Source organism: Micromonospora sp. NPDC023814 (assembly GCF_040639595.1).
Lineage (GTDB): Bacteria > Actinomycetota > Actinomycetes > Mycobacteriales > Micromonosporaceae > Micromonospora.
In genome coordinates, this window is the sequence record NZ_JBFAAF010000005.1 from 78697 (window position 1) to 93581 (window position 14885).

General features: G+C 74.6%; 9 protein-coding genes. 8 read left to right on the forward strand and 1 reads right to left on the reverse strand.

Annotated elements, in window-relative coordinates:
• The first annotated feature begins 50 nt into the window (after positions 1–50).
• The 8 genes from AB0G14_RS04005 to AB0G14_RS04040 are packed head-to-tail and all read left to right on the forward strand — an operon-like array spanning position 51 to position 13569.
• Positions 51–1478 carry a hypothetical protein gene (locus AB0G14_RS04005; protein WP_357693488.1) on the forward strand — a complete coding sequence of 476 codons (1428 nt, stop codon included), beginning with the start codon at positions 51–53 and terminating at the stop codon, positions 1476–1478.
• Complete coding sequence (locus AB0G14_RS04010; RefSeq protein WP_357693490.1) at positions 1478–4822, forward strand: AAA domain-containing protein; 3345 nt, start codon at positions 1478–1480, stop codon at positions 4820–4822. Before AB0G14_RS04005 ends, AB0G14_RS04010 begins: the two co-directional genes overlap by 1 nt.
• The gene (locus tag AB0G14_RS04015) at positions 4791–6287 is read left to right on the forward strand and encodes a hypothetical protein (RefSeq protein ID WP_357693492.1); all 1497 of its coding nucleotides are present in this window, start codon (positions 4791–4793) and stop codon (positions 6285–6287) included. The genes AB0G14_RS04010 and AB0G14_RS04015 overlap by 32 nt, the downstream gene beginning before the upstream one ends.
• Positions 6287–8704 (forward strand): hypothetical protein, encoded by a 2418-nt coding sequence (locus AB0G14_RS04020; RefSeq protein ID WP_357693494.1) that lies wholly within the window; start codon positions 6287–6289, stop codon positions 8702–8704. Before AB0G14_RS04015 ends, AB0G14_RS04020 begins: the two co-directional genes overlap by 1 nt.
• The gene (locus AB0G14_RS04025; RefSeq protein WP_357693497.1) at positions 8705–10912 is read left to right on the forward strand and encodes a hypothetical protein; all 2208 of its coding nucleotides are present in this window, start codon (positions 8705–8707) and stop codon (positions 10910–10912) included.
• A gap of 11 nt (positions 10913–10923) precedes the next feature.
• Positions 10924–12171 carry a phosphoribosylamine--glycine ligase gene (gene purD, locus AB0G14_RS04030; RefSeq protein ID WP_357693499.1) on the forward strand — a complete coding sequence of 416 codons (1248 nt, stop codon included), beginning with the start codon at positions 10924–10926 and terminating at the stop codon, positions 12169–12171.
• 59 nt (positions 12172–12230) lie between these two features.
• The gene (locus tag AB0G14_RS04035) at positions 12231–12749 is read left to right on the forward strand and encodes a SigE family RNA polymerase sigma factor (protein ID WP_357693641.1); all 519 of its coding nucleotides are present in this window, start codon (positions 12231–12233) and stop codon (positions 12747–12749) included.
• Complete coding sequence (locus tag AB0G14_RS04040) at positions 12742–13569, forward strand: hypothetical protein (protein WP_357693501.1); 828 nt, start codon at positions 12742–12744, stop codon at positions 13567–13569. The genes AB0G14_RS04035 and AB0G14_RS04040 overlap by 8 nt, the downstream gene beginning before the upstream one ends.
• Here AB0G14_RS04040 and AB0G14_RS04045 read toward each other — a convergent pair.
• Positions 13560–14885, reverse strand: a complete 1326-nt coding sequence (locus AB0G14_RS04045) for an MFS transporter (RefSeq protein WP_357693503.1) — start codon at positions 14883–14885, stop codon at positions 13560–13562. The two genes, AB0G14_RS04040 and AB0G14_RS04045, sit on opposite strands and share 10 nt — an antisense overlap.

Sequence of the window (14885 nt, forward strand, 5' to 3'; positions counted from 1 at the left end):
CCGGCGTCCGCGCGGCTCAGCGCCGTGCCGCCGGATCCGAAGGAGCAGCGATGGAATCGACCGTACGCGACGTGCGGGGTCGGACACTGCCGCTGGCCGAGCGGCTCGGGCACGGCGCGGAAGGGGTGGTCAACCGGGTCCGGGACAGCCCGTTGGCGGTCAAGCGCCTCTTCCTCCGCGGGCCTCGCTCCCACCACGCGGCCCTGCTCGACGAGCGACTGCGGGCGGTCGCCCGGATGCCGATCGAGGACCTGCCGGTCGCGCGGCCGCTCGTCATGCTCGCCGAGCCGGAGATCGGCTACGTGATGGAGCTGCTCGACGACATGGTGCCGCTGGAGAAGCAGATGCTCCCGCCGTACGAGGTGGAGCTGATCTCCTGGTACCTGGCGACCGGAGGACTGCGCCGGCGGCTGCGGGTGCTCGCGCGGCTCGCCGCCACGCTCGCGGCGCTGCACGCCAGGGGCATGGTGTACGGCGATCCGTCGCCGGGCAACGTGCTGGTGTCCGAGCCGCTCGACCAGGACCAGATCTGGCTGGTCGACCCCGACAATCTCGCCGTCGAGTCCGACGGCTCGCGGCCCGCCGTCTACACCCCCGGCTACGGCGCGCCGGAACTCGTCAGCCGGGGCAGTCGGACCAGCACGCTGTCGGACGCGTTCGCCTTCGCCGTCCTGGCACACCACACCCTGTTCGTCGCGCATCCCTTCGTCGGCGACGACATCGAGGACGGGCCGGTCGAGCTGGAGGAGGCCGCCCACACGTACCGGGTGCCCTGGATCGACCACAGCCACGACCGCAGCAACACCTCGACCATGGGGCTTCCCGGCCGCGACCGGTTGCTGACCCGGACGCTGAGCGGCTACTTCCGGGCCACCTTCGAGGACGGCCTGCGTGCTCCCGTCCGGCGTCCCTCCTGCGCCGACTGGGCCACGGCCCTGTGGCAGGCGGTCGACGCGACACTCACCTGTCGTTCCTGCAGCGGCCACCGGTTCGCGGCCCGTGCCTGTCCGTGGTGCGGCACGACGCCGGGCAACGACCTCGTCTGCCGGGTCTGGCTGCACGCCGGCCCCGACATCTTCAGCCTGGCACGAGCCTCGGACGCCGCCGACCCGGAGCGGGTGATGGGGGCACAGGGGTGGAGCATCCCGGCCGGTGAGGTCGTCGCCATCGACAGCGGGCGGCCGTTCGAGCTGACCGCCCGGCACGGCGAGATCCGCTCGGACGACCCCCACCGGCCGTTGTCCACGGTGAGTTGGGACGGTGGGCGCAGGGTCCGGGTGACGAACGTCGGGGTTCGGCCGCTGCTGCTGGTCTCCGGCGACCGGCAGGTGCACCGGCGGCTGCCCCCCGGCCGGGACGCGGAGGTCGAGCTGCGTCCGGACGTCCCACCGTGGCGGCTCTGTTTCACCAGCGACCCGCTCAGCCCGCACCGGCAGGTGACGTTCGATGTCGTCGGGCCGACCGGGGCGGTGCGCTGATGTCGGGCAGGGGAGCCGGCGCGGGTCTCCTGGCGAGCGGTCTCCGGCCGTGGCAGGGGCAGGTCATCGACCTGGAGCTGCGGACGGTGGGCTCGGAACGGCTGCCGGAGAGCATGCGCGCCACCGAGGAGGTGGTCCTGGCGTCCGGTCAGGGCGAGGTGCTGCTCGGCCGGGCGGGCGACGCCGGCGGCGGTCCGCCCCGGGCCGGTTCGGCAGCGGGTGTCGCCGTCCGGGGCAGGACGGCGCGGGACGAGGACGCGCTGGGGCTGGTGCTCGCCGCGCGACGCCGGTCGGTGGCGTGGGCGGCCCGGGTCGACCGGGACCGGCGCGGGGTCGCCGTCCGCATCCACCTGTTCGACCGGGACCTGCTCTGGGGCGAGGCCGTGCGGGTCGGCGTCGACGAGCGGACCATCGCGTACGCGCAGCGGCGCAACCGGTCGCTCGCCTCGGTCGAGGACGTGTGCCGGTGGCTGCGGCAGCAGTTGCTGTTGCCGCCGCTGCCCGGCGAGGCGCACCGGCGGGCCGTCGTGTCCGGGCGGACCAGCGACGCCGACCGCTACACCGGGCTGCGGCTGCACGGCCTCGCCGTCGACGCCGACCTGGGCCAGCACGACGGGCGCCTCCTGCTGACGAGGCTGCTCATCGCCCGTCGCCCGGCGGACGGCCGCCAGCTGACGCTGCTGCGCACCGACCTCAGCTTCACCGACGACACGGCCGGGGCGCGGCTCGACGCGCACCAGCTCGGCGGCCTCGACGGCGTGACCGGCGGGGAGCGCTCCTACCTGGAGCTGTGGGAGGAGTACAACAACCAGGAGTGGGCGCGCGCCGTGCGGTTCGCGACCGACCTCGGCACCGGCCACTACACGTCCTGCGAGGCGGTCGAGGGCGGCGCGTGGCGCTTCCGGCTCGCCGCCGACCCGAAGACGCGGCGCTTCGTCGAGCAGGTCAGGGACGCCCGCGCCGACGAGCCCAACCTCGAGTTGCAGGCGTCGGAGCGGGTGCCGGCGCTCCTGCTCGGCGCCGACGAGAACGCCGGCTCGGCGCGCAGCGGTCCGACGTTCAGCGCGCCGCTGCGCTGGATCGACCGGGACAGCATGCAGCTCGTGCTCGTGACCCGGTTGGGCCACCGCGACGACGTGGCCCCACCGCCCAGCGGTCACCTGCACTACGCCTACCGGGGCAGCGAGGTCAGCAAGCAGCGCCGGGAACACGCGCGGGACCGGATCGCGCGCGGTCAGGCCGAGATGAAGGGGCTGGGTCTGCTCATCAACGGGGCCGTCCCGCCGGACACCCGTCCGCTCGGCCACGAGGCGATGTCGGCGGCGACCAGGGACGTGTTCCGGCCGGGCCGCCCGACCGAGAAACAGCAGGAAGCGATCCGCATCGCGCTGAACACCACGGGGATCGTGCTGATCCAGGGCCCACCCGGCACCGGGAAGACGCAGGTGATCACGGCCCTGCAGCAGCGGCTGGCCGAGGTCGACGAGCTGGTCTGCACGGTGGGGCGGAACACCCTGCTCACGACGTACCAGCACGACGCCCTGGACCACGTCCTCGCCAAGACGAGCGTCTACGACCTGCCGGGGGTCAAGGTGGACGCCCGCAAGCGGGGCACGGTCCGGACCGCGGAACGCTGGCGGCGGCAGTTGCTGGGCCGGCTCAACGAGGACCTGGCGGGGCGGCCCGAGAGCGCCCGGCGGCGACGACTGGGGGCCGTGCAGACGCTGGTCGCCTCGTACCTCGTCGCGCCCCCTCCGCTGGAGGCCACCGTCGGCCTGCTCCGTCAGGTCGAACAGCTCGCCGAGGGGGAGGTCGGCCTGGCGGTACGGGACCGGGTGGCGACGGTCCGGGGCCAACTGGAACTGGCCCTGGAGGCCCCGCTGGTCGACCCGGTCCGGGCCGGCCGGCTCCGCCGGCTCGTCCGTGGCCTGCGGGAGACACCGGCGGGCTTCGCCGACGACGGCCCGTACGGCTGCCGACGGGTGCTCGACCAGCTCGGTGGCGGCGAGCTGCTCGACGCGGCCGGAGCCGACCTGCTCGCCCGGGCCGCCGCCTGGACCGGCGGGGCCGCACCGGGCTTCCTCGACGACCTGCGTGCGCTGCGGCGCCGCCTGTTGAACCTGCTGGCCGGCACCGGCGGTCCGGTCGCCGCCCCGGGCCTGAATCCCCTGGTCCGGGACGCGCTGCTGGAGTTGTCGGCCGAGGCGGAGCAGCGGTTGCACGACTCGCGTGACGGCCGGGACGCGGTTCTCGCCGACTACGTCGACGTCTTCGAGCATGATCCGGAGCGGGTCTACGAAGCCGTGCACGCCTACGCGCCGGTCCTCGCCGCCACCTGTCAGCAGGTGGACTCGGCCCAGATGCGGGAGCTGGCGGCGGAGGGGAGGCTGTCGTTCGACACGGTGATCATCGACGAGGCGGCCCGGGCCAACCCGCTCGACCTGATGATCCCGATGGCCTGCGCCCGGAAACGCATCGTGCTCGTCGGTGACCAGGCGCAGCTGCCCCACACGGTCGAGCGGGAGCTCATCGACGTCCTGCGGCGCCAGCTCCCCGGCGACGAGCGGCTGGAGGCCGATCTCGGTCGGAGCCTGTTCGAGCGACTGTTCGAGCTGCTGGAGCGGAAGGCCGACCGGACCGTCCGGTTGGACGTGCAGTACCGGATGCACCCCGAACTCGGCCGGCTGGTCAGCACCGTGTTCTACGGCGGCCCGGACAGGATCCAGGCCGGCAGGTCGGCGGACGAGCTGAGCCACTCGCTGCGCCCGTACCAGGGGCTGGTCGGCGTCTGGCGGCACGTGCCGTTCGAGGCCGCCGCCGAGGAGCGGGTCCGCACCTCGTGGCGGCGGCCACTGGAGGCGAAGGTGGTCGCGGCCGAGCTGGGGCGGCTCGCCGAGCAGGACCCGACCCTGACCTTCGGGGTGATCGCCTTCCACCGTCCGCAGGTCGACCAGATCTGGGCGGAGCTGGTGCTGGCCGGCCTCGCCCTCAAGGACGGCGACGACTACCGGCCGATCCCGGAGCTGGAGTTCAACGCCGCGGGCGAGGAACGGCTGCGGGTCGGCACGGTCGACGCGTTCCAGGGCAAGGAGTTCGACGTCGTGCTGCTCTCCACCACGAGGAGCAACGACATGCCGACCACCCCCGGGCAGCGCTGGCGCCGGTACGGCCACCTGATGCTCGTCAACCGGCTCTGCGTGGCGCTGAGCCGCCAACGGAGGTTGCTGATTGCGGTGGGTGACAGCGAGATGTTCCTCCGGGGCGCCGCCCCGGACCAGCTTGAGGGATTGACGGCCTTCCGGGAGTTGTGCCATGGACAGTTCGGTCGCCACCTTCCGGTCTGACCTGCCGGTCGTCGACATGGTCCGGCGGATCCCCGACGTGACGCACCGGTGGATCCTCTGGCCGGCCTGGCAGTACCGCATCTGCGCGCCCGTCGCCGAGCAGGACGAGCTGAACCTGTTCCAGCGCGGCGTGCTGGGGCTGTGCCGGGTCGGCGTCCGGCGCACCGAGCAGATCGCCGCCGCGATGCGCCTGCATCCCTCCCTGGTGCGGGTGGTGGTCGGGGAGCTGACGCGGTTCGGTTACCTGGACGAGATCCGTCAGGTCACCGAGGCCGGCCGGGAGGCGTTCGTCACGGGCGAGGTCGATCCGCAGGACACCCAGGTCGCGTACGTCTTCCAGGACGTCTTCTCGCAGACCCTGTGGCCGGGGGCGGAGGCGGCGCCGCGGTACGCGGACCTCGCCTGGGACCAGGGCGGTCCGTTCCTGCGCAGCGGCAGCAAGGGCAGTCCCGGGCCGCCGCGCCGGCTGGTGCCGGTGCACCTGCCGGACGGCCTGGCGCCGCAACCACCGGACGCGGTGACGATCCTCGACGCGGTACGACGCCGCCGCCTGCGACGCCCGGACGGTCAGGCACCGCCGCGGGCCATCCGCCGCGTGTCCATCGTGGATCCGGCGCCCGCGATGGTGTGGTTGGCCACCTGCCTCTACGTCAACAACCCGGGCGAGGACGAGGTGTGGCAGGCGCGCGATCCGTTCGCCCCGCGGGCGAGCCCGCTGCTGCGGAGTTTCGTGGTGTCGCGCACCGACCACGACCAGGGGCTCAAGCAGGTCCTCGCCGACCTCGTCAGCGGCACCGCGGAGAAGCGGGCCGCCGACCTCTACGAGGCGGACCTCGGGGTCCGTCGTGACGTCGAGGCGCAGTTGGAGCTGCGGTTCGGCCTGCGGGCCGCCGACGACCCGGACCTGTGCCGGCTGATGGTGGTGGTGGAGGCCGCCTACCTGCGCAGCGGGAAGGGGCGGGGCAGGGCGGCCAACGAGCACACCCTCACCTACTCCGCCCGCACCATCGAGCTGCTGCTGCGCAGGACGGTCGCCGAGTACCGGCCGGACAGCCAGGTGATGGCGGAACTCCGGCGCAACGAGACCCTGCGCCGCAGGACCCTGGACACCGTCTGCCGGACCATCGGGTTCGGGCCGCCCGGGCGGCTCGCCTCGGTGCCGTGGCACGACATCGAGGAGGCGTTCGCCGGCAAGGGCCACGTCAACCGCCACGCCCTGCTCGCCACGGCGGTGCTGAGCGTGCTCGACGGCCGGCCCGGGCACCCCCTGGCCCGCTTCGGCCAACGGCAACCGGGCTTCGTCAACGCCTGGGACCTGCTCGGCAACCTGCGCAACGACGGCTCCCACGCGGCCATCTCCGACCCGACGCCCGACGAGGTCGAGTGGAGCCGCGATCTCGCCCACGACATGGTCGACGCCTATCTCAGCTCCCTGCCCGCCCGCAGCGAAGGAACCCCAACCTGATGTCGAAGCGCAGGTCGTCCCGCACCCCCCAGCGCAAGGCCACCCCGGCACGATCCGCTGGCGTACCGTCCCCGCGCGGCGGGACGGTCACCGAGCCGACCCCCGCCGGAACGACCGATCGCGCCCTCGAGCAGGCGTTCGAGCGGACCGAGGAGGTCGAGGCGCTCGCCGCCGCGGAGGGCCTGCACGTGGACGACGCCGGCCCGGACGGTGGCGGCGCGCCGGAGGACGAGGCGGCCGACGGGCGGACGCTCGCCCGGGCGCTGGCCGAGGTGCGGCAGCAGAAGGTGTACGCCGAGGCCGCCCGGTCCGCCGCCCGGCGCATCGAGGAGGCCGAGGACCGGCTCGCCGACCTGCACCGCAGGGAGACGGCCCTCGCCGAGGCGGAAGCCGAGGCCCGGCGCCTGGCCGCCACCCTCGACGACCGTGAGCGGGAGCTGCGGGAGCGCGAGGAGTCGATCCGCGACCGGGAGCTGGACGCGGAGGCCGGCTTCCGGGAGTACGGCGCGCAGGCCCGGGCCCGGCTCGACGCCGAGCTGGCGGAGCTGGTGGCCCGGCTCGAGGCCGAGGAGCGGGAGCATCGTGACCGCCGGGACCGGGAGCGCAGGCAGCACCGGGAGTCGTTGGACGCCGAGCGGGCGGCCCTGGAGCTGGAGCTGGCCGGTCGACGCAAGCGGGCCGAGGACGAAGCCGCCGAACTGGAACGGCAGTGGGCGTTGCTGCGCGCCGACCGCCGCGAGGTCGAGAGCGCCCGCCGCGAGGTCGAGGAACAGTCGGAGACGGTACGGCTTGCGGTCGAGTCGCAGTCGGCCCGCCGGGTCGCCGAGCTGGAGTTCAGGCTGCGCGCCGGCGCGGAGCGCCTCGCCGCCGCCCACGCCGAGGTCGAGCGTCAGCGTGGCCTCATCGAGCAGCAACGCCGTGACCTGGATCTGTTCGGCCAGCACAGCCCGGAGGCGTCGGCCCGGCGTCTGCAGGAGCTGGAGAGCGCGAACCAGCGGCTCCGCGACGAGCTGGCCCGCCGGCCCGACGAGGAGGACGTGCTGCACCTGCGGCGGACCGCGGACGAGCACCGCCGCTGCGCGCAGCGCGTGACCGAGCTGCGGTTGGAGCAGCAGCGGCTGCTCGGCGAGGTGCAGGCCTCGCGCGTGGCCGTCGCCGAGGTCGAGCTGCTTCGCGACACCCAGCTGGCGTACCAGGGGGTGATCAACGGCTACCAGGCCACCATCGAGGAGCTGCACCAGCGGTACGACTCGCTGAGCAGGCAGGCCGAGCGGGAGACCGCGTTCCGGGGCTGCGACGAGATGGACCGGGATCCGGAGCTGAACGACGCCCGCGACCTGGAGGACGTGAGCGAGCCGGACCTCGCCGAGTTCGCGTTCGAGGTGCGGCGGACCATGTGGCACCAGGATCCGGCCGACCGGCTCGCGTACTCGGAGCAGGACGTCCGGTCGTTCCTGGGCGGACTGGCGATGAGTCGCCTGCATCTGCTCGAAGGACTCAGCGGGATCGGCAAGACCAGCCTGCCACGGGCGTTCGCGCGGGCGATCGGCGCTGGTCACCGGGTGGTGGAGGTCCAGGCGGGCTGGCGCGACCGGCAGGACCTGCTCGGGCACTACAACACCTTCGAGCGGCGGTTCCACGAGTCGGCCTTCCTCAAGGCCCTCTACGAGGCGCAGTGCCCCTACTACGCCGAGGTTCCCTACTTCATCGTGCTCGACGAGATGAACCTGTCGCACCCGGAGCAGTACTTCGCCGACGCGCTGTCGAAGCTGGAGAACCCCCGGGGGGCCGCGTTCGACCTGCTGCCGAGCGGCAGTGGGCGACCACCGCGGCGGCTGCTGACCGACGAGTCGGACGGCGAGTGGCGGATCGCGCTGCCGGAGAACGTCTGGTTCGTCGGCACCGCCAACAACGACGAGACGACCGTGCGGTTCGCCGACAAGACCTACGACCGCGCGTACGTGCTGGAACTGCCGGCGCAGCGGCCCTGGATCGACGAGCCCGCGCCGACCGCCCAGCCGGTCGTCACGCTCGCCGGGCTCCGGAAGGCGTTCGGCCGGGCCCGGCGCGCCTTCCGGGAGCAGCCGGGCGTCGTGTGGCGGTTCCTCGAGGGGGACCTCAAGACGCTGCTCGCCGAGGAGTGCCACCTCGGTTGGGGGTCCCGGCTCAAGCGCCAGATCGACGCGTACGTGCCGGTGGTCTGCGCGGCCGGGGGCACCGTGGGTGAGGCGGCGGACCGGCTGCTCGCCACCAAGGTCCTGCACAAGATCGAGCATCACTACGAGATCAGCGCCGAGACGCTCGACCGGGTGCGGGAGGCGGTGTCCGCCACCTGGCACGCCCACGGCCTGGACGGCGAACCGGTCGCCGTCGACGCGGTGCTGGACCGGGCGATCCGCCGCCGGGGACGGGGCTGAATGAGCGGCGTCGAGTGGTACGACCGGCTCACCGGCCGCCGGCTGCCGGCCCTGCCGGTCGGGCCCGCGCCGGCCGGGCGGTACCTGCTGCACACCGCGCCGGCGGGCGCGACGCTCGACGGCCATCCGGTGGGGCCCGGCGACTACCTGGTGCCGGTCACCGGCGAACGCTGGTCGCTGCGGCTTCCGGCCGACCCGTCGGGCGCCCTTCCCACCGGGCGGGGCACACCGGTGCCGGGGGAGACGGTCGGCGGGCAGTTGCGGCCGCACGGCGAGTCGGAACCGCTCGTGGTGGACACCATCCTGACCATCTCCGGTCGGCTCGCGTCGATCGCCGCGGGGGGCGGGACCGCCGAGGACTGGGCCGAGCAGTCCCCGCTGATCGCCGAGCCGCGCGAGCGGCTGAACCCGAGCCGACTCGACGAGGAGATCCGTGCCGGCCTGAACGCCCTGGTCGCGGTCGGGCGGAGTCCGGCGGACCGGTTGCGCGTCCTGCGGGAGGTCACCCGGGTCGACCGGGCCGCTCGCATCGCCACCACGGCCACCGCCCACCTGTCGCAGCACAGCGAGTACTGGCAGGTGCGGACCGTCCGCGGGGTGGTCCCGTCGCACATCCTGGCGCTGCGCTTCGACGACGACATCGACCTCTACGAGAATCGGCTCGCCGGCCGGCTGGTGGAACGGCTGGCGGTCTATCTGGCGTCCCGCATCCGCGAGGTGGAGGACATCGTCCGCCTGGTCGCGCGGCTGGTCGACCACCGGCACGTCGAAAGGCCCTCGTGGCGCAACGCGTTCCGGTTCGCGCTGCTGCTGGAGGAGATGGCCGCCGACTCGGACCGGGTGATCGCGGAGGCCAACGAGTTCGGCGCCGTGCTGCGGCAGTGGTGGGGGCAGGTCCACGCCCTGCGCGGGTCACGCCTGGTGAAGGGCGTCAACCGCCTCGCGCACCTGCCGGTCACGCTGCAGCGGACCAATCTCGTCAACAACGACGACCGGTACCGCCGGGTCGGCCGGCTCTGGACCGCCTGGACGGACGAGGTGCACGCGCGGACCACGGACCGGTCGCGGCACCAGCGGTTCGCGGTGGGCTTCGAGCGGTACTGCGCGCTGCTGGTCCTGCGGGCCTGCGAGTACCTGCGGATGGAGGTGGGCCCGGCGCCGGCCCCGGACCGGTCCGGTCCGCCGGTCCCCCTGCACCGCGACGACGTGACCTACCACCTGGGTTGGGGCCCGGACGGCGTGCTCCTGCTCGTGGAGCGGGAGCCCGGAGCCGAGCGGCCACTCGTCCGGTTCGTCCCGCTGCCGCACGCGCTCACCAGTCCGGGAGGGTCGGTCGCCGCCCTGCTGGACGACCTGCCGCCGACGGACGTGACGACCGTTCTCCTCTATCCCGGCACCGCGGAGGAGCGGGCGGTGCTTCCGGTCGCCACCCGGTTGCGGGCGTTCTGGGCCGGCTTCCAGCGAGCCGCCGGAGCGGCCGCCCCGCCCGGTCCGCTCTGCGTGCCGGTGAGCCCGCTGGAGTCCGACTCCCTGGAGCGGGTCGCCCGGGCGTTGCGGTGGACCGTCGACGTACCCCGGCTGCTGGCGTACCCGCCGGTGGTCCCGGTGCCGGACGCGGCGGTGGAACCGGTGACGGCCGCGTCGACCTGGCTGCGCGTGGTGGACGGGCGGCTCCTCGCGGTACGGCCGCCCAGGAGCGACGAGTTCGAGGCCGTCCGGGCCGCGCTGCGCCAGTGGGCGACTCGGGAGGCCCGCCGGGGCAGCCAGGTGCCCGTGGCGGACGTCGAGCACCGGCTGGTCACGGCCGGTGCGGCGTTGACCCGGCTCGCCACCTGCCCCACCTGCGGGACGGTGGCCGGCGGCCACGACTTCACCGCCTGGCAGGGGCGCACCTTCCACGTCACCTGCGGCCCCTGCGGCACCGAGTGGGGGGTGAACGCCTGCGGGGAGTGCCAGGGCCGGTATCCCGTGCTCTGGTACGGCTCGGCCCACCTCACCGGCGGCGACGGCGACGCGCTCGACCTGTCGCACGGCAACGACGTGTTGAGCGTCCCGTGCTGGCTGCCGAGCGAGCGGAGGCTCTTCGTCTGCCCGCACTGCGGCCACTGCGGTCGGCACTTCGCGGCGGGCGAGGCCGGCTGCGGGCGGGGGTGCGGTCCGCAGCGCCGGTCGGGGCCGAAGCGGGAGGCACCCGGCCGGCGCGCGTAGGATCTCGGGTCGTGCGCGTACTTCTCTTGGGTGGCGGCGGGCGGGAGCACGCGCTCGCGCTCGGCCTGGCCGCCGATCCCGCCGTCGACCAGCTGATCGCCGCGCCGGGCAACCCCGGCATCGCGGGGGTCGCCGAGTTGCGGTCGGTGGATCCGGCCGACCCGGCGGCCGTCGCCGCGCTGGCGGTGGAGACCGGGGTCGACCTGGTGGTGATCGGGCCGGAGGCGCCGCTGGTCGCCGGGGTCGCCGACGCCGTACGCGCCAAGGGGACCCCCGCGTTCGGGCCGTCCGCCGAGGCCGCCCGGCTGGAGGGCTCGAAGACGTTCGCCAAGGACGTGATGACCGCCGCCGGCGTGCCGACCGCCCGCGCGTACACCTGCACGGACGCGGAGAGCACGGCGAGGGCGCTGGACGAGTTCGGCGCGCCGTACGTGGTGAAGAACGACGGGCTCGCCGCCGGCAAGGGCGTCGTGGTGACCGACGACCGCGCCGCCGCGCTCCGGCACGCCGAGGAGTGCGGGCGGGTCGTCGTGGAGGAATACCTGGCCGGCCCGGAGGTCTCCCTCTTCGTGGTCACCGACGGCGAGGCGGCGGTGCCGCTGTTGCCGGCGCAGGACTTCAAGCGGGTCGGCGACGGCGACACCGGCCCGAACACCGGCGGCATGGGGGCGTACGCGCCGCTGCCCTGGGCGCCGCCCGGCCTGGTCGACGAGGTCATGCGCGACGTCGTCCACCCGACCCTGGCCGAGATGGCCCGCCGGGGCACCCCGTTCGCGGGCCTGCTCTACGTCGGGCTGGCGATCACCGCCGACGGCCCCCGGGTGATCGAGTTCAACGCCCGCTTCGGCGACCCGGAGACGCAGGTGGTGCTCGCGCTGCTGGAGACCCCGCTCGCCGGGCTGCTGCACGCCGCCGCCACCGGCACGCTGGCCGGGCACCCGCCGCTGCGGTGGCGCGACGGGGCCGCCGTCACGGTCGTGGTCGCCGCCGAGGGCTACCCGGCCGCCCCGCGTACCGGTGACGTGATCTCCGGGGCCGAGTGCCCGGGCGTCATCCACGCGGGCACCCGCCGGGACGCCGACGGGGCGCTGCTCTCCTCCGGTGGCCGGGTGCTCTGCGCCACCGCCACCGGCGCCGACCTGGCCGCCGCCCGGGACGCCGCGTACGCGCTGGTGGCCGGCGTGGAGCTGGCCGGCTCGCACCACCGCACCGACATCGCCGCCGCCGCCGTCGAGGGCCGGATCACGATTCCGGGCTGACCGGGCAACCCCCGCCGCCGTCGCCTCCGTTTGAGCGGTGAGGCGAGGAGGTGGCGGGATTGCCTGCCGACATCGAGGGCTACCGCGAGTACGTGACGGCCCGGCTGGAGCCGCTGCGCCGCACGGCGTACCTGCTCTGCGGCGACTGGCACACGGCCGACGACCTGGTGTCGACGGCGCTGGTCAAGCTGCTGCGGCACTGGCGACGGGTGTCCGCCATGGAGAATCCGGACGCCTACGTCCGGCGTACCCTGCTGCGGGCCTGGCTGGACGAGCGGCGCCGGCCGTGGCGGCGCGAGGCCGCCTGGGCCGATGTCCCGGACGCCCCCGCGCGGTCCGCGACCGAAGGCGCCGCGGACCGGCTGACCATCCTCGCCCTCCTGGCCGAGTTGCCGCCGCGCCGTCGCGCGGTCCTGGTGCTGCGCTACTTCTGCGACCTGTCCGTCGAGGAGACCGCCCGGGAGCTCGGCTGCACCACCGGCACCGTCAAGAGCCAGTCGGCGCGCGCGATCGAGACGCTGCGAGGCCGCCTCGTCGGCGCGTCGGCCCGAGCACAGGAGGTAGGCACCGATGGATGAGCTCTCCCGGCAGTTGCACTCGGCCGTCGCCGAATCGCCACCGACCCGGATCGACGTGGACCGGCTCATCGGCGACGACCGGCAGCGCCGTCGCCACCGGGCGTGGACGCTGGCGGGCGCGGGGGTGGCCGTCGTCGTGCTCGCGCTGACGCCCACGCTGGTCGTCGGCTCCGACGATCGCCCGCTGCTCGGCGTGGGCGGCTCGCCGTCCGCCGGCTCGTCGTTCTGTCCGAACCCGCCGTCCGACGGCCCGCTGCCGCCCGGGTCGGAGTACGAGACCGTGCGCGCCCTGCTGACCGAGCGCCCCGAGGACGGCGTGGCGCGGCTGACCGGTGTGTTGCGCGCGGCCCTCGACCACCACCTGCCGGCGGGGCTGAAGATTGAGCCGGCGCTGCCCGGCTGCGACCAGATCCAGTTCCGGCACCGGCGGAGCGGCGCGCCCTACTCGGTCCGCGTCCAGGTCACCAACGGCTCCATGGTGGAGTGGTTGGAGGTGATGCTCTCGCTGAGGGCTGTCGACGATCACGACGGATGTGGCCCCGCGACGGTCCACGGCAGCTGCGAAGAGCGCCGCCTCCCGGACGGGAGTCTGCTCGCCGCCAGCATTCTGCCGAACCCGACCCACAAGGGGTCGGAGCGGCGCACGGTGCGGGTGGAACGGACGGACGGTACGACCGTGACGGTGTCGGCGGACAACTTCCCGATGATCATGAAAATCAAGGACGGTCCTCGGTCGCTGGAGCCCGCGCCGCCGCCGGTGGTCACCATGGCGCAGTTGACCGCCATCGCCACCACGCCCGGATTCACGCTCTACCCCTGATCCGGCGGCTCCCGGTGCGCCGAGGGCGCCCATTGGTCGCCGAGCGGGAGGGGGCCCTCGACCCGGCCCGACGTGCCGCCGGCCGGTGCGGGCGGGTGGCGGGGCGGCTCGTCCAGCGCCCGCAGCACCGGCAGCGGCGCGGCGACCAGCGCCGCCACCAGCAGCGCCCCGGCGAGCAGCAGGAAGGCCGGGCGCAGCCCGAGCCACTCCACCAACGGCCCGGCGGCCAGGTAGCCCGCCGGGCCAGCGGCGTACGTGAAGGAGGTCATCACCCCGACCACCCGGCCGCGCAGCCGCTCTGGGGTGCGGGTCTGCATGGCATAGTTGGCCAGCGGGTTGACCGGCCCGTACGCGAGCCCGATCGCGGCGGCGAAGCCGAGCATGGCCGGGTACGGCGGCAGGGTGGCCAGCCCGACCAGGGCCACCCCGGTGACGACGAGGGCGATCACCATGAGGGTGCGCCGCCGGATGCGCCGTCCCGCCGTGCCGGAGGCGAGCGCCCCGACCACCGCTCCGGCGCTCATCGCCATCAGGATCGCGCCGAGCCGGGCCGGCTCGCCCTGGGCGACGAACCACGCCGGCAGCAGCACGCCCTCGACCGGCAGGTAGAGCGCGACCAGCACCATCGTGATCAGTGCGATGGTCCGCAGCAGCCGGTCCCGCCAGACGAACCGCAGCCCCTCGGCGGTGCCGGCCCACAGGCCGGCCGGGGGCCGCTCCGGGCGGCCGGCTCCGGGCAGCCGGACGGCGGCGATCAGCCCGACGGCCAGCGCGAATCCGGCGGCGGTGACCCAGAGCGTCGGACCGGGCCCGATCGCGGCGATGAGCACGCCACCGACGCCGGGACCGATCAGGAAGGCGAGGCCCCAGACCGCCTCGTGTACCCCGTTGGCCCGTTCGATCCGCCACCCGGCGGCCTGCGCGGCGGCCGGCAGCAGCGTCTCGCGGGCGGTCAGCCCGGCCGGGTCGAAGACGGCCCCGAGCGCGGCCAGCGCCACGATCCAGCCGACGTTCAACCCGAGCAGGGCGTCCACCACCGGGATCGCGGCGACCGAGACGGCGGAGAGCGCGTCGGAGACCAGGGCCGTACGCCGCCGGCCCAGCAGGTCCACGACGGTGCCGGAGACGAGGCTCGACAGCAGCAGCGGCAGCGCGGTGGCCGCCGCGACCAGGCCGGCCGCGGTGGCGCTGCCGGTGCGCTCCAGCACCAGCCACGGCAGTGCCACGGTGGACACCCCGTTGCCGATGCCGGAGAGCAGCGTCGCCGCCTCGACCAGCAGCAGTGGCGCACGGCGGCGGGGTCCGGAGCTGATCAT